The following is a 15059-nucleotide window of genomic DNA, read 5'->3' as shown; positions in this document are numbered from 1 at the left end:
CAAGGAGGGATCGTATGATATCGAGCGACGGGATTCGTGGATACAATGATGCGATCATTCTATCTATTCTTGCAAAGGAAGATTCATATGGATATGAGATTTCCAAACGAATCCGCGAAGGCACGGACGGTGTATATGTAATCAAAGAAACAACGCTATACTCTGCATTTACCCGATTAGAAAAGCAGGGGCTGATCCATTCCTATCCAGGGGAAGTGACCCATGGCAAGAAAAGAACGTACTATCATATCACGACAGCTGGCAAGAAACTTTTAGAAGAAAAACGTACAGAATGGCAACAGACCAAGGTGGTAGTTGATCGGTTCTTACAAGGAGGAGCAAAATGAAAACCATACATGACTATTTAGACAGTTTATTCTTACATGTTCCAGTTACAGAGGAAACTAAGAAGGCGAAGGAAGATTTGTCCGCAATCATGGAGGACCATTATCATGAATTGATCAGTCAAGGCAAAAGTGAACATGAAGCGATTGGGGCGGTGATCAGCGAGTTCGGCTCTGTCGATGAATTGCTGCAAGCATTGGATGTTTCAGCGCTTTATGAAGAGCGTCAGACGCCTGATTTGACCGATGCAATCACTGACGAAGAAGCCTTTGATTACTGGAAGACTGTTCGCTATTTTGCTTTGTATCTATCGACAGGCATTGGCTTATGTATTTCAGCAGTTGCCATTTTTGCCTTTTTTATCGGCGTGAATCAAGAAGGCCTTGGGCTGTTGATGTTGCCGGTTTTTGGCGCAATTGGTGTGGGCTTTATCATTAGTTCCGCCTTAAAATATGCCGCTTATCGTAAAAGGTTGGATGATCGCTATATTTCCAACGAGATCAAATATGTGGCTCGTCAGCAGCTGGATGATTACGAAAAAAGTTTTCGAATCGGGTTAGTGATAGGGATCGGGTTATGTATCTTTTCTCTTGCACCCGTTTTGATGAGTAGTATTTTTTATTATGATACGCCATTGGGCATTGCGATGTTCTTATTTATGGTTGCGGTGGGTGTCTTCTTCATCGTCTATGTCAGTGTGATTCGTTCTGGGTATGCAAAACTGGTTTCAGAGACATATTTTGTTCGTGATGAAGATAGACCAGGTACGCGAGCAACCAAACATAAATATGGAGAATCTGCCGGACGGGTCGTCTTTTTCCATACGGTTTATTGGCCAATGATCGTTGTCCTTTATTTGATGGGGTCTTTTGCCTTTGGTGCGTGGGCTTACTCTTGGGTGATCTTCATTCTTGCAGGGGTTTTACAAGATTACTTTTTGCATCAATTCAGTCAAAAACGTCCCTAACAAGTCGTTCATTTCAAGGTCAAAGCAGCTTTACATCTGAAGCGGGCAGGTTTATAATCACTGTGTAAATAAGCTCTTGTTCCTAATGAAAGAAGGCAATAATTATGTTAGAGATACACTATGTCAAGAACGGCAGCAAAGAAACAGCGTACTACGACACTGCGAAGGATTTTCTAGCCAGCCAATATTTAGAGGTTCCACCATTTCAAGATCATTATCTTGTGGAAGAAGCCCGTTTAGATGGGACAGTCTTGGAATTACCGGAAGCTACGATCGGCGGGTTATTCCATTTCTTGGCCACTCAATCTAAATAAACAGCACATCCGCCTCCCTAAGCATAGGAGGCGGATTTTTTAGTAAATGAGAATCAATAGTGTAATTGAGAATGTAATGGATGGGGAAATATGAGCTTTACGATGAATAAACAAAAAATGATAGAATATTTTTTCTGCAAAGCAAAGAAAAACGCTTGTTTATGAGGAGAAAATAATTTAAATGAGAGAATTTTCGGGAAAGTATTGCAATTTTTGGTGAATTAGTCTAATAATTAATAGAGATTATTCTCAAATAATTATTCTAAATGGAGGAAATGATATGTCATTAATTGGAAAAGAAATTGGTTCATTCGAAGCTCAAGCTTATCACGATGGGAAATTTATCGATGTTTCATCTGAAGACTTCAAAGGAAAATGGAATGTGGTTTGTTTTTATCCTGCCGACTTTTCATTTGTATGTCCAACAGAATTGGAAGACTTGCAAGATCAATACCATGCCTTAAAGGAATTGGGTACTGAAGTTTATTCCGTTTCTACAGATACGCATTATGTCCACAAAGCTTGGCATGATCATTCTGACGCAATCAACAAAATCGAATATATTATGATCGCTGATCCTTCTCATATCATTTCAGAGATCTTTGACGTTTTAGACGAAACATCTGGTTTGTCACAACGGGGTACTTTTATCATTGATCCTGATGGAGTTGTTCAAACAGTGGAAATCAATGCGGATGGTATTGGCCGTGATGCAAGTGGTTTGATTGATAAAATCCGTGCTGCACAATATGTACGTACACATCCAGGTGAAGTATGCCCAGCCAAATGGAAAGAAGGCGAAGACACACTGACACCTAGCTTGGACCTAGTAGGGAAAATATAGGAGGGTCAAATGGGATTAGATAAAGGGATCAAAGATCAATTAACGCAGTATCTGGCCATGTTAGAAGCAGATGTCGTTTTTGCGGCTTCATTAGGCGAAGATGAAGCATCGGTAAAGGTACGTGATTTTTTAACTGAAATCGCTGAGATGTCAGATAAAATCACGATTCAAGATCGCGTGTTAGAACGGACACCGAGTTTTACCATTGAACAACCTGGTCAAACCAGTGGGATCGTCTTCGCTGGATTACCTTTGGGACATGAATTTACATCTTTTATTTTGGCGCTATTACAAGTCAGTGGTCGACCGCCAAAAATTGATGAAGCAGTTCAAAAGCAGATCAAAGCCATCGATCAGCCGCTGCACTTTGAAACGTATGTGAGTTTGACTTGCCATAACTGTCCAGACGTTGTCCAAGCATTGAATATTATGGCAGTCTTGAATCCATCTATCAGTCATACGATGATTGAAGGCGGTATGTTCAAAGACGAAATTGATCAAAAGAAAATCATGGCTGTTCCGACGGTCTTTTTGGACAATGAAGAATTCGCCAGTGGTCGTCAGACGATTGAGCAGTTGATTGAAAAAGCTGCAGGGCCAACGAGCAAAGAAGTGTTTGCGGACAAAGAAATTTTTGATGTTCTTGTCGTAGGGGGCGGACCTGCTGGTAGTAGTGCGGCTATTTATGCGGCACGTAAAGGCATTAAAACAGGTATGGTCGTTGAAACATTTGGCGGTCAAGTCATGGAAACACTGGGCATTGAGAATATGATTGGCACTTTATATACAGAAGGGCCAAAATTGATGCGCCAAGTAGAAGAACATGTCAACGAATACAATGTCGATGTGATGAAGGGGCAACGTGCCAAAGATATCCGTCGCAATGATTTTGTTGAAGTGGAATTAGAAAATGGTGCTGTCTTGCAAACCAAAACAGCCATTTTATCTACTGGTGCACGCTGGCGCAATATCAATGTGCCTGGCGAAAAAGAATTCAAAAACAAAGGTGTCGCTTACTGCCCGCATTGTGATGGCCCATTATTTGCTGGAAAAGAAGTAGCAGTGATCGGCGGAGGAAACTCCGGGATCGAGGCCGCGATCGATTTGGCTGGTATGGCGAAACATGTGTACGTATTGGAATTCTTGCCAGAGTTAAAAGCTGATTTGGTCTTGCAAAAGAGATTGCAGACTTTAGACAATGTCACTGTTATCACCAATGCAGCAACCAAAGAAATCACTGGATCAGATCATGTTGAGCAATTGACTTATACAGATCGTGCATCAAATGGTGAATTCACATTGGCGGTTGAAGGAGTCTTTATCTTGATTGGCTTAATGCCAAATACCGAGTGGTTGCAAGATCGCGTCGTTTTGAATCAGCGTAATGAGATCGTGGTGGATAAACACGGGGCGACCAACATCGAAGGAGTATTTGCAGCCGGAGATTGTACGGATAGCGCCTATAAACAAATCATCATTTCCATGGGGTCTGGTGCAACCGCAGCATTAGGTGCATTCGATCATTTGATTCGTTCCTAGAAAGATAGGCATGAGGCCAAAAACACCAAAGTTTACTTGCTTTGGTGTTTTTGCTTTGCAGTTTGTTACACGAGTTGACAGATCTTAGCCTTTTCCTTTACAATAAGTGAAACACGTTCAAAAAACGAAAGAGGTATTTTATGAGTGTCCGCGGTATCTAATCAGACAATATAAACAAATAAACGAAAAAATAGACGTTTATTTGTTGTGCCTGCAGATACCGATACAAATCGTTATTGATGAATCAGGTGATGGGGAACTATCGCTTTTTTTGTACACTTTTTTGGACGCAGATACGTTCGTTGTCTGCAGGCACCAGAAAGGATCATCGACATGAACATACCTCAAGCAGCTGAGTTTGAACAAATCAAAACACAAGTAAGCAAAAAAATCATCAGTGATTATGGCAAAAAACGATTCGCAGAGGAAAAACCGGCCGCATCCTATACGACAGCTGTCAAACGGATGGAAGAGACCAAAGAAGCAGTCGCGCTCTTAAATGCCGGTTTAACCATACCATTTATGGGCATGCAGTCGGCGCAACATGAAACTGAAAAAATCGAAAAAGGCTTTATTTTGCTCCCCCATGAATTAGTGGCTTACAGTGATTTCTTGCGATCGATGCCACGGATCAAAGCTTTTTTGGAGAAGCATCGCATGTTGGCACCAAGACTAGCAGGCTATGGTGAAGTGCTGGCAGATTTTACACCAATCACAGATCAAATAGACCAGATGATTCGTCATCAACGCGTTGATCCAGATGCCAATCGTCAACTACGAAAAATCATCCGCCAAATCGATCAACGCGAAGCGGATTTAAAAAAAGTTTTTTTAAAGTTTTTGGCGCAAGGGAAATATTTGCAAGACAATCGGATGATCAAGAAAAATGATCGCTATACACTGCCAGTAAAAGCTGAGTGGCAGCATCAATTCAAAGGGTCGATCATTGAGCGGTCGAACAAAGGCGGTACTGTCTTTATTGAGCCTGATAGTGTCGCACGGCTAAATGATCGATTGATCATAGCAGAAGCGGAAAAAACAGCAATCGAATATCAAATTTTAGCGGAATTGACAGGGATGATCGCCGAAGAACTGCCGGCTATTTATCAAAGTTTAGACTGCCTGGCCGTATTGGATGTCATTTACGCACGAGGGAAATTTTGCCGTGAAATCAACGGTGTTCCCCTTACTATCAACCAACAAGAAACGTTGGTATTGGATCATGTGACACATCCATTGCTTGGCGATGAAGCCGTGCCGTTAGATTTATCATTAGGGATCGATACACGCTGCATGGTCATTACCGGTCCGAACGCAGGTGGCAAAACGGTCGTTTTAAAAACGGTCGCTTTGGTTTGTGGGATGGCACATCATGGGCTATTCCCAGCGCATAACGGACAGAGCAGTGTCCCGTTTTTAAAAAGTCTTTCCATGGATATTGGGGATCAGCAAAGCTTAGCCAATGCTTTGAGCACGTTCTCAGGTCATATGGCAAACATTGCGGAGATTTTGGCTGGCAATCAGCGGCATTCGATTGTTTTACTGGATGAGATTGGCAGTGGAACAGAACCCAATGAAGGCACCGCATTGGCTATTGCCATTATGGATGCACTTTATCGATCTGGTGCATTGCTGATCGCAACGACCCATTATGGGGAAATCAAACAATTTGCAGTGGATCATGCTGACTTTCAAACTGCTGCCATGGCCTTTGATCCTGAAACCTTGACGCCAAAATATCGGCTTTTGATCAATCAGGTAGGTGAAAGCAACGCCTTTTGGATTGCTGAAAAAATGCAGATTCCGCCACACATCGTGACGCAAGCAGCTACTTATATGTCCACAAAACAGTATCCGGTCGACAAAGAAACATTCACCCTGTTGTCTGAAACAGCCACGCCAATAGACCAACAGCAGGTGTTGAAGAAAGGGGACCAAGTGCTGGCGACTGATCGCGGCAAAAAGGGTGTTTTTTATCAATATGGTGAAAATGGTCAAGCGGAAGTCTGGATTGAGGATCGGATGGAAATGATTGCCGTCAAAAGGATACAATTGCTGATCAAACAGGCAGAACTGTACCCAGCGGACTATGATCTTGATCAATTATTCATGGATCATCATAGCTACAAATTCAATAAAGATTTGAATAGAGGATCAAAAAAAGCATATAAGCAGTTAAAGAAAAACCATAATCGGCCATAAAGATGCCGTGACTAGGTAAGTTGAATCTATAGAGGCAATAGAAAAGATCGTTTTCCAGAAAGTATCTGGGCAACGATCTTTTTAATTACAATAGTTATATTCATCTGTTCACCCCCACAACTTTGAAAAATTTGTGATTTTTGATAAATGATTGAATATCTTCAAAATGGTAGATATAATTAAGAAATAGTAAAGAATATTTAATATTATTTAGATGGTGTTGTCAAAGCAAGCGAAGAGCGGTAACATCGTACTGGATATAAAATAACAATAAACCTTGTTAGGTGAGGCTCCTATACAAACATAGGCTATTGCGCAGAAACGTCGAAAGACGCCAATGTGTAAAACAGGAATTGTCGGATTAAGGCTTTTCATAAAATAGCTAAGCAAGAACGAATTGCTTTACGTTGTATAGTGCTAAAACTCGGACGATGAGATTGCGAAAAGTCTAACGTCCTAAGGGAAGTTAGACTTTTTTTCTTAGGATCAGCGATGGATCGCAAAAGCGAATGACCGTTAGCACACCGATACCAAGGAAATAGGAGTGAAATAAATGAAACGCAAAAAGACAGACTGGGTATTGGTCATAGCTTATATATGTTTAAGTGTCATCGGTCTGCTTATGATCTATAGTGCCAGTTCATTTCGTCTGCTGACGATTGGTGCAGCCCCTTCGGCTTTGTTCAAACGACAATTGATATTTTCCTTCATGAGTTGGACATTGATATTGTTGCTGCAAAAGGTGCGCAGCAGTATCTTGTTGGGACGACCATTGGCGATTGGCTTGATTGGTTTTGGTGTAGTGACTCTGTTGCTTGCCCATATTCCTTTTTTTGGTGTGACTGTGAACGGGGCGCAACGATGGGTGTCGATCGCGGGTCTGCAATTTCAACCTTCTGAGATGGTGAACGTGGGCATGATTTTATATTTGGCCCATGTCTTCAAGGAACCCAAATCATCTTTTCAAGAAATCAAGAAACCTCTCGGCTTGTTGCTGGTTTGCTGCTTGCTGATCTTGTTTCAACCGAAAGTTGCAGGTGTGTTTATCCTACTGTTTTTAGCGTTTATCATGATTACGACAGTTCAAGTCCCGGTGAAATTGACAGCATTGCTCTTTGTTATTCTGCTGTTTGTGCTTGTGATGACTGGTGGCCTTATTTTGTTGCTGGGACAACATGATTTGCTGCCATCGATGTTTGAACATGTCTATAATCGTATTCGATTGGTGGGGGATCCTTTTTCTGATCCGTATGGACAGGGGTTTCAGATGATTCATTCCTATTATGCGTTGTTTAATGGCGGCCTAAGTGGATTAGGCTTAGGCAACAGTATCACGAAAAAAGGCTTTTTGCCGGTTGCTGAAACAGATTTTATTTTTTCGGTCATGGTTGAAGAGTTAGGCTTGCTGTTTGGGGTCTTTGTGATTGGCTTGTTGTTTTTGATCATTGTTCGTTTGTTTAAATATAGCGCAACGTGCAAAAATGATCAGATCGGTTTGATTTTACTAGGGACCGCAACACTTATTTTAATGCAAACCAGTATCAATATCGCCAGTATCCTAGGTTTGATGCCAATGACTGGGGTCCCTTTGCCATTTATTAGTTACGGTGGTTCAAGCTACTTTATCTTATCATTTGCATTTGGGATGTGTATAAAACTGGCACGAGAGGAAGGTGATCAATATGCGGTTTTACAAACAGCGTGAGGTCAACTATGCATTATTATTGCCGCTTTTTTTATTATATCTTTTGAGTATTTGGATTCAGTATCAGGCTGCGGTGATGGATGGTCGTGATGCACGAACTGTTATGATTCGTCAGATTCTTTTTTGTCTATTGTCTATCTTGGCGTTGATTGCAGCGAGCTTGCTGAAGACGTCCTTCTTACTGCGTTTTTCAGGATTGTGGTATCTGCTTTCTTTAGGGCTGATGGCCTCCTTACATTGGTTTTATGATCCATTCATGTTTCACGAAACACATACAAAACGCTGGCTGAGAATCGGCAGCTTTACGATCCAACCTTCAGAATTTATGAAGATCGCCTTTGTTTTATTTATGGTCTATCTCACACTGATATACGAAAAGCGCAAAGGTCCCCGTACAATTCGATCGGATATAAGGTATGTCGGTAAAATATTGCTATATAGCTTTCCAACATTTTTCCTGATGTATGTCCAAAGAGACCTCGGGACGACTTTGGTATTTGTCGTCATGTTGGGTGCTTTATTTATCATTTCAGGCGTCGATTGGAAAATCTTGACAGTCATTGCTTCTTTGACTGCGCTTGTGGGGGGAATATTGCTGCTGCTGGTATTTACCGAGTGGGGCAATCGGATCCTCTTCCAACTGACCTTTTCACAATATCAGCTGGATCGTGTGAAAGCTTGGGTTGATCCGTTTGCTTATCAGGATTCGATTGCCTTTCAACAAGTCAGAAGTATCTTGGCTATTGGTTCTGGCGGACTATTCGGGGCTTCGCAAAATCATGTGACAGTTTATGTTCCAGTAAGGGAATCAGATATGGTCTTTACGGTGATTGGGGAAACGTTTGGTTTCTTTGGGAGCACGTTGGTGATCTTTCTCTATTTTTATTTGATTTATCAGGTGATTTTTACTGCAATGGCTACAAACAACAAAGCATCGATTTATATTGCTATCACCTTTATCTTCGGATTGGTGTTTCAGATCTTTGAAAATATTGGCGCAGCGATCGGTTTGCTGCCATTAACTGGAATCCCATTGCCGTTTCTTAGCCAAGGCGGGACGTCGCTGATTGCCATCAGTATCGCTATGGGCATCATTTTGGGATTGAATCAGGACCGATTGATTGCAGTAGATGCCCGAAGTCAAGTAGGAGTGAGATAAAAAATGATAAAAAAGAATAGTTTATGGGTCGGATCGATATTCGGCATAGGATTTATGATCTTCATGCTGTCTATCTGGTCCGATCCTGAAAGATTGTTATGGATCGATCAGTTCTTCTTGCATGTGCCTGAACACAGAACCGCGTCTTTGGACACGTTCTTCCATTATTTGGCAATGACAGCGACGATTATACCCATTAGCGGCAGTTTCCTAGTAGTAAGCTGTTGGTTAATCATCCGTCGTTGTTATTTTCTCTCGTTATGGGTGATGGGCAACCATGTGTTGATCAGCGGTCTAGGAAAAGTGGTAAAGGATGTGGTTGCTCGGCCGCGACCGCAAGTCACGGGCAGTGATCTCCGTACATCTTTCAGCTTTCCCAGTGGACATGTGCTGTTAGCAGCAACACTGGTCACAACGATCATCCTTGTTGTAACCACTGTTGAATGGAATAGACCAACACCGATCAATCATTGTTTTGAAGCCATTTTCCTTATGATCGGGGTCGTCTATATTCTTTTGATCATGACATCTCGCATCTATCTAGGTGTCCATTACCTCAGTGATATGATTGCAAGTTTGCTATTAGCCAATGCGGTTAGTTTGCTCACGTATGAAGGGTATGTGTGGATCAGTCAAAAAGGCACGAGGAGGTAAGAAAATGAGTTTGCTAAAAAAAATAATCGTTGGTTTCTTGCTTATTATGGCAATATTTGTGGCCATCGGGACTGTTTATGGACTACAAGTGTATCGACAAATGGAAAAGGCGGCATTGGATATGCATCAGCCCATCGAAGGTCGTGAAGAAGCTGTAGTCATCGAAAATTCGGAACCAATGAGTTTGCTCTTATTAGGCATTGCCAATGACGCGAAAAGAAAAACAGACTATCGTGCCAATTCAATCATGGTTGTCACAGTGCATCCAGAGAATGGGCGGACGACCATCACAAGTGTACCTAGGGATGCCTATGTGGAAATCGTTGGCATGGGTTACTATGACAAAATCAATCATGCCCATTCTTTTGGCGGAACAGAGATGATGGTCAATACAATTGAGTCGTATTTAGAGATACCGATTCATCATTATCTATCGATCAATATGGATGGTCTGGCCGATTTAGTAGATGCCATTGGCGGTGTCACTGTCGATAACCAGTTCGCCTTCACTGCGGAGAATATTGACTATCCAGAAGGAACGTTGTATTTAAATGGATGGGAAGCATTGCAGTATACCCGCATGCGCAAAGATGATCCGGAAGGGGACTATGGCAGACAAAGAAGACAGCGGGAAGTCACCCAAATCATTGCGGAACATATGATTTCTTTTTCTGGCGTTGCCCAGATTCCTGAATTTCTGAGCATCATCGGGGATAACGGTGAAACCGATCTAACCTTAAATCAAATGACACGTTTATTTACCCAGTATCAAAATGCGTTGTCTGAGATTGAACTTTTCCAAATGGTCGGCGAAGGATTTACAGGGGATGGATTTAAAGGGGAAGCAGGCATTTCTTACCAAGAAGTTTCATTGGAGGAACTGAATCTGACGAAAGAAAGGCTCCAGCAAGATTTGCAATAAAAAGGGCTATGGACTGTCTATCACCTGTCAACACTTTGAAAACGTTGACAGATAGACAGCTAAAGGATAGGATAATGGGTATAGTGTGATTTTATACAAATAGTGTCAAAATCGAAGGGATGCCCCGTTTATATATAATTGGTGTCTGACGAGAGTTTGCACTGCAGGAGGTACAACATGATTCAGTTTCGTCAATCATTACCTGAGGATCCCCAAGAGGTTCTCTCTTTATATGCAGAAGTCGGGTGGACCGCATACACGAAAGAACCTGATAGATTGTTGCAAGGTCTTGCCGGTTCTGAAGTGACTGCGGCATACGATCAAGATTACTTAGTTGGATTGGTAAGAGCCGTCACGGATGGACAGACCATTCTCTATATTCAAGATTTGCTGGTGAGGCCGAGTTATCAGCGTCAAAAAATCGGACAAAGATTGCTTGAACAGATGATCGTTCAGTACCCTCATATACGGCAGAAACTGCTTTTGACAGATGATCAAGAGAAGACCAAGACATTTTACCATGCGTGTGGGTTTAAGGAAGTCAAGGAAACAGGCGGTGTCGCCTTTATGTATGGGAAATAGTCGCTACCACTGGCTAAAGTTCAGTAGGAGAAGAGATGTCGGAAAGGGCGTTGGGAAATGGGGAAATATTTGCGCCAATATTTGCTCCTAAGTATGGCAATAGTGATTGGTGTTGGTGCATTTGTTGGCGGCTGTATTGCTTGCTTAAGTGTTCAACCATTACTTCTTGGGCATACGTATTTCGGCTTGAGCGCTGCGATGTTGCGCCATTCGCCGTTTCGTACGTTTTTATTGCCCGGACTATTTTTGTTGCTGGTTCTGGGTGTTGGCAATTCGCTTACTGCCCTGACCCTTGTCAGAAAGCAGGGGTATTATTCGGGTCTAATCATGGGTGCTTGTTTGGTTGCCTGGATCATGATCCAAATGATACTAATGCAGGAAGTACGCACCATACAAGTGATTTTTTTGGTCATCGGCCTTATACAGCTGCTGCTTAGTTTATACCAGATTCGTGTGTTGCACCAACCAATCCCGTTTTCTGCACATCAACATTAGCACGTTGCGCTTTGCCTGTTTGTCCAGTAAATATATAGCTCGTTCATAGGCAAATGGCACACAGATTATTACATTTCGGAGGAAGATTATTTGGCATTTTTACAAAAATCAAAAGTTTTTGCAGGACTGGTAATCATATGTTTACTAGGGCTCGCAATATGGATCTTTTCAAATATTATGTTCGTTTTCAGGCCGTTAGAAGCCATTTTTTCAAGTGTCTTTTTGCCGGTTTTGATTTCCATTTTTATCTTTTATATCTTTTTACCTTTCTTCAAGTGGATCAAACGTATCACAAACAATAAACATGCTGCGCTTTATCTCACGTTGTTATTGATTGTTTTCGCGGCTTATTTGATCATTCAGGTCATCGCGCCTGCCTTAGCGGGCGAAATGGGACGGTTCATCGGTCAAGTACCGGTGATCATCAATCTGGTAATTGATAATATTGACCATTTCTATTTGCGTGATTTATTTGAACCCCTCGTTGAATCTGTTAATTTCACGCAAATAGGTAATTTTGCTCTGCAATTCTTAACAGGTGCGACCAATAGCTTGACGAGCTTGATTTCAATTGTCTCACATTCAGCAATCATCTTGTTCACGATTCCTTTGTTGCTCGTGTATATGTTTAAGGATGGTGAAAAAGTACCTGGTATTTTGGCAGAAAAAACGCCCAAACGTTATCGTTCGTTGGTGTTGCAATTGTGCGATGATTTTCATCAAGCTGCTTCGGCTTATATCGGTGGGAAACTGTTGGTCTGTTCGTATGTTGCTTTTTCCAGTTACGTGATTTTTTCTTTGTTGGGTTTACAAAACGCATTGCTGTTAGGATTGATTTGCGGGGTGTTGGATATTATTCCTTATTTTGGTCCTTTTATTGGGGCAGCACCGGCTTTTCTCTTTGCATTGAGTGAAGATATCCAGACGAGTTTATTGCTGGTATTAGGTATCACGATCATCCAGTTTGGTGAATCCTACTTGGTTTCTCCATTGGTGATGAACAAAGTCTTGCATATCCACCCGATCATCGCTGTTTTTCTACTGTTGATTGCGGGGAACTTGATGGGATTTGTCGGTATGATCGTTGCTCTGCCTGTTTATTCGATCATCGTAGCGATGTCTCGTACCTGTATTCAGTTTTGGCAAGAACGTCGACAAGCAAAAACGCTGATCAAAGAAGAATAAGTTTGTTCACACGATGATCGCCAGATCATCGTTTTTTTTGCTTACTGAAAAGTCAACGCAGCAACGAACATTCGTGCTATACTAACTGCACAGAAAGATATAGTGGGAGTGAATGAGATGAAGGTATTGTGGAATGAACATATCGTGGATCGTGATCAAGTCAAATTAGATATTGAAGATAGAGGGTATCAATACGGAGATGGTATTTATGAAGTGATCAGGGTCTATCATGGTCAGTGTTACATGTTGGAAGAACATATGCAGCGACTCACAGCGAGTGCCAAGAAAATCAAATTGGCTCTGCCGTATGATGTAACGCTGCTGAAAGAACAGCTAAAGGCATTGATTGCTGTTGAAAAAATTGACAATGGGGAAGTCTATCTTCAAATCACCAGGGGGATGTATTCTCCGCGAAATCATCAATTTCCGCCAGTTGGTACGGTGACGCCAGTACTGACAGCAAACGCCATCCCTTTCGAGCGACCAACGGACATGCAGGAAAGAGGATTGACCGCCACTGTGATTCCAGATCAGCGTTGGCTGCATTGTGATATCAAATCATTGAGTTTGTTGGGAAATCTTTTGTCATTGGATGAAGCCATCGAGAAAGGCTTTGACGATGCTTTGCTGCAAAGAGATGGCTATTTCACAGAAGCGTCAGCATCGAATGTGTGGTTTGTCATCGATGGCCAACTATATACCCATCCTGATGGGCCTTTGGTCTTACCCGGAATCACCAAAATCAAAGTTCGTGCACTGTGTGCTGAACTGGGCATCTCATTACATGAAGAACCAGTCGCGATCTCCCAATTGCCTCAGATACAAGAGTGCTTCTTGACCAATTCAGTCTGGGAAATCGTACCAGTCGTTTCAATTGATGGTCAAATGGTCGGAGCAGGTGATAGAGGGCCGATAACCACTCGCTTGCAACAAGCTTATATCGATGCTATCTAAATAAAAAAGGCTGACCTGATTCGTCTCATCCGGTCAACCTTTTTTTACCATTCACTTGGATTCCATAATTTCCCATCCAATTCACCTTGTTTTGAGGTGATGCGTTGTTGCTGCTCTTGAAGTAAGTCAGCGAGACCTTGTAGGAGCGCTTTTTCGTGATAATCGGTTGATTCGTTGGTGATATCTGAGATCATTTGTTCAATCCATGGTTCCATCAAAAGAATTCCTCCAAACTGGTCAATGCGTCGTTTAAATCGTGAAGCAACTCATAGTTGTCTTCCACCTGCGTCAACAACGGATTCAGCTTTGGGTTGACAGCAACGTGTGTCCGCAAGCGGTCGATAAACCATCTTTGCCTTTGTTCAAACGAGAAAGGCGCAGGCATTGTTAACAATTGTTGATAGTCGATCACAAATGCGCGTTTCTGTTTTTCGGATTTATACATCAATTGATCCAGCACGACCAAAGGCAGTACACGCATCTGGTATTTTTGGGCCATCATTAGTTGCGGCCGTAATATTTCGTTGAAGCTGATTTGTTCGGTTCCCCCTAGTTGAAACCCTTTGGCTGCCACACCGGTAGAAATAGCAAACCCGATTTCTTTGCCACGTAACACTGTTTCGGCTGGAGACCAAATGGCATCGATCCAAGCCTTCATTTTGGCTGGGACGCTATACCAATATAGCGGGAATTGTAAAATCAAGCGATCACATTCTGACAGTAAAGACAGTTCATCAGCTACTATAAACTGGTCTAGCGTATCGAGAAAATGGATCGTGACTCCGGGTATTTTTGCACTTTCAGTAAAAAATCGCTGTGACAGCGAATGTTGGTAGTCTGGGTGACTCGCGATGACTAAAGTGTTTGTCATAAATCATTCATCCTTTCATAATAGATGTACCACAAATTTCCAGAAAGGGAAACTAGTCTGCTTTTTAGGTTCGTTTAAGTTGCAGCCTGTATTATGACTAAAAATGATCGATCGGAGGAAAAGCGAATGAGGATGGACAACAGTCATGTGTTAGTAAAAGTTCTGGCAGGATTGGTTTGGCTGATTGCCAACGGCATTGCTCTAGTAGAAAAAGGATTGTATACCACAGGCATTTCACAAAAGAGACAAGATGTGTGCACTAGCGAATGGATCGATGAAGATGGCCAAGAATTTACTGTGATGCACAGATAAGTGAATACA

17 protein-coding genes and 1 riboswitch are annotated in these 15059 nt (G+C 42.1%); of the genes, 15 read left to right on the top strand and 2 right to left on the bottom strand.

Annotated elements, in window-relative coordinates:
• Positions 1-14 precede the first annotated feature (14 nt).
• The 14 genes from A5886_RS08335 (at position 15) to dat (ending at position 13867) form a co-directional block, all read left to right on the top strand.
• Positions 15-347, top strand: coding sequence for a PadR family transcriptional regulator (locus A5886_RS08335; RefSeq protein WP_086274530.1), 333 nt, complete (start codon positions 15-17; stop codon positions 345-347).
• The gene (locus tag A5886_RS08330; RefSeq protein WP_086274529.1) at positions 344-1312 is read left to right on the top strand and encodes a permease prefix domain 1-containing protein; all 969 of its coding nucleotides are present in this window, start codon (positions 344-346) and stop codon (positions 1310-1312) included. Before A5886_RS08335 ends, A5886_RS08330 begins: the two co-directional genes overlap by 4 nt.
• Positions 1313-1416: 104 nt before the next feature.
• Positions 1417-1626 carry a hypothetical protein gene (locus tag A5886_RS08325; protein ID WP_086274528.1) on the top strand — a complete coding sequence of 70 codons (210 nt, stop codon included), beginning with the start codon at positions 1417-1419 and terminating at the stop codon, positions 1624-1626.
• 280 nt (positions 1627-1906) lie between these two features.
• A complete protein-coding gene (gene ahpC / locus A5886_RS08320) occupies positions 1907-2470 on the top strand; it encodes an alkyl hydroperoxide reductase subunit C (protein ID WP_086274527.1) in 564 nt (187 codons plus the stop codon).
• Positions 2471-2479: 9 nt separating this feature from the next.
• Complete coding sequence (ahpF, locus tag A5886_RS08315; protein WP_086274526.1) at positions 2480-4009, top strand: alkyl hydroperoxide reductase subunit F; 1530 nt, start codon at positions 2480-2482, stop codon at positions 4007-4009.
• 333 nt (positions 4010-4342) lie between these two features.
• The gene (locus A5886_RS08310) at positions 4343-6211 is read left to right on the top strand and encodes an endonuclease MutS2 (RefSeq protein ID WP_086274525.1); all 1869 of its coding nucleotides are present in this window, start codon (positions 4343-4345) and stop codon (positions 6209-6211) included.
• Between the two features lie 269 nt (positions 6212-6480).
• Positions 6481-6654: riboswitch (M-box (ykoK) riboswitch) on the top strand.
• Between the two features lie 110 nt (positions 6655-6764).
• On the top strand, positions 6765-7916 hold the full coding sequence (locus tag A5886_RS08305) for an FtsW/RodA/SpoVE family cell cycle protein (protein ID WP_086274524.1): 1152 nt from the start codon (positions 6765-6767) through the stop codon (positions 7914-7916).
• Positions 7894-9075: an FtsW/RodA/SpoVE family cell cycle protein gene (locus A5886_RS08300; RefSeq protein WP_086274523.1), complete on the top strand. Its 1182-nt coding sequence runs from the start codon at positions 7894-7896 to the stop codon at positions 9073-9075. The genes A5886_RS08305 and A5886_RS08300 overlap by 23 nt, the downstream gene beginning before the upstream one ends.
• Before the next feature lie 3 nt (positions 9076-9078).
• Positions 9079-9729 carry a phosphatase PAP2 family protein gene (locus tag A5886_RS08295; protein ID WP_086274522.1) on the top strand — a complete coding sequence of 217 codons (651 nt, stop codon included), beginning with the start codon at positions 9079-9081 and terminating at the stop codon, positions 9727-9729.
• A gap of 4 nt (positions 9730-9733) precedes the next feature.
• Positions 9734-10651, top strand: coding sequence for an LCP family glycopolymer transferase (locus A5886_RS08290; RefSeq protein WP_086274521.1), 918 nt, complete (start codon positions 9734-9736; stop codon positions 10649-10651).
• A 177-nt stretch (positions 10652-10828) separates the two neighbouring features.
• Positions 10829-11233: a GNAT family N-acetyltransferase gene (locus A5886_RS08285; RefSeq protein ID WP_086274520.1), complete on the top strand. Its 405-nt coding sequence runs from the start codon at positions 10829-10831 to the stop codon at positions 11231-11233.
• 57 nt (positions 11234-11290) lie between these two features.
• Positions 11291-11728: a hypothetical protein gene (locus A5886_RS08280; protein WP_086274519.1), complete on the top strand. Its 438-nt coding sequence runs from the start codon at positions 11291-11293 to the stop codon at positions 11726-11728.
• A gap of 90 nt (positions 11729-11818) precedes the next feature.
• Complete coding sequence (locus tag A5886_RS08275) at positions 11819-12913, top strand: AI-2E family transporter (protein ID WP_086274518.1); 1095 nt, start codon at positions 11819-11821, stop codon at positions 12911-12913.
• Positions 12914-13030: 117 nt separating this feature from the next.
• Positions 13031-13867 carry a D-amino-acid transaminase gene (gene dat / locus A5886_RS08270; RefSeq protein WP_086274517.1) on the top strand — a complete coding sequence of 279 codons (837 nt, stop codon included), beginning with the start codon at positions 13031-13033 and terminating at the stop codon, positions 13865-13867.
• Between the two features lie 44 nt (positions 13868-13911).
• On the opposite strand, the gene A5886_RS15840 is transcribed toward dat, so the two are convergent.
• Together A5886_RS15840 and A5886_RS08265 are read right to left on the bottom strand one after the other, a co-directional pair.
• The gene (locus A5886_RS15840) at positions 13912-14082 is read right to left on the bottom strand and encodes a hypothetical protein (RefSeq protein ID WP_179190008.1); all 171 of its coding nucleotides are present in this window, start codon (positions 14080-14082) and stop codon (positions 13912-13914) included.
• Positions 14082-14738, bottom strand: coding sequence for an NAD(P)H-dependent oxidoreductase (locus A5886_RS08265; RefSeq protein ID WP_086274516.1), 657 nt, complete (start codon positions 14736-14738; stop codon positions 14082-14084). Before A5886_RS08265 ends, A5886_RS15840 begins: the two co-directional genes overlap by 1 nt.
• 126 nt (positions 14739-14864) lie before the next feature.
• Here A5886_RS08265 and A5886_RS08260 point away from each other — a divergent pair, with 126 nt between their 5' ends.
• On the top strand, positions 14865-15050 hold the full coding sequence (locus tag A5886_RS08260) for a hypothetical protein (protein WP_086274515.1): 186 nt from the start codon (positions 14865-14867) through the stop codon (positions 15048-15050).
• Positions 15051-15059: the final 9 nt, after the last annotated feature.

Source organism: Candidatus Enterococcus testudinis (assembly GCF_002140915.1).
Classification (GTDB): domain Bacteria; phylum Bacillota; class Bacilli; order Lactobacillales; family Enterococcaceae; genus Enterococcus_D; species Enterococcus_D testudinis.
This window is presented reverse-complemented; position numbering and strand designations above follow the sequence as displayed.

Coding starts and splice junctions, on each gene's coding strand:
- A5886_RS08335 (WP_086274530.1), top strand. CDS start 15: ATGATATCGAGCGACGGGATTCGTGGATACAATGATGCGATCATTCTA.
- A5886_RS08330 (WP_086274529.1), top strand. CDS start 344: ATGAAAACCATACATGACTATTTAGACAGTTTATTCTTACATGTTCCA.
- A5886_RS08325 (WP_086274528.1), top strand. CDS start 1,417: ATGTTAGAGATACACTATGTCAAGAACGGCAGCAAAGAAACAGCGTAC.
- ahpC (WP_086274527.1), top strand. CDS start 1,907: ATGTCATTAATTGGAAAAGAAATTGGTTCATTCGAAGCTCAAGCTTAT.
- ahpF (WP_086274526.1), top strand. CDS start 2,480: ATGGGATTAGATAAAGGGATCAAAGATCAATTAACGCAGTATCTGGCC.
- A5886_RS08310 (WP_086274525.1), top strand. CDS start 4,343: ATGAACATACCTCAAGCAGCTGAGTTTGAACAAATCAAAACACAAGTA.
- A5886_RS08305 (WP_086274524.1), top strand. CDS start 6,765: ATGAAACGCAAAAAGACAGACTGGGTATTGGTCATAGCTTATATATGT.
- A5886_RS08300 (WP_086274523.1), top strand. CDS start 7,894: ATGCGGTTTTACAAACAGCGTGAGGTCAACTATGCATTATTATTGCCG.
- A5886_RS08295 (WP_086274522.1), top strand. CDS start 9,079: ATGATAAAAAAGAATAGTTTATGGGTCGGATCGATATTCGGCATAGGA.
- A5886_RS08290 (WP_086274521.1), top strand. CDS start 9,734: ATGAGTTTGCTAAAAAAAATAATCGTTGGTTTCTTGCTTATTATGGCA.
- A5886_RS08285 (WP_086274520.1), top strand. CDS start 10,829: ATGATTCAGTTTCGTCAATCATTACCTGAGGATCCCCAAGAGGTTCTC.
- A5886_RS08280 (WP_086274519.1), top strand. CDS start 11,291: ATGGGGAAATATTTGCGCCAATATTTGCTCCTAAGTATGGCAATAGTG.
- dat (WP_086274517.1), top strand. CDS start 13,031: ATGAAGGTATTGTGGAATGAACATATCGTGGATCGTGATCAAGTCAAA.
- A5886_RS15840 (WP_179190008.1), bottom strand. CDS start 14,082: ATGGAACCATGGATTGAACAAATGATCTCAGATATCACCAACGAATCA.
- A5886_RS08265 (WP_086274516.1), bottom strand. CDS start 14,738: ATGACAAACACTTTAGTCATCGCGAGTCACCCAGACTACCAACATTCG.
- A5886_RS08260 (WP_086274515.1), top strand. CDS start 14,865: ATGAGGATGGACAACAGTCATGTGTTAGTAAAAGTTCTGGCAGGATTG.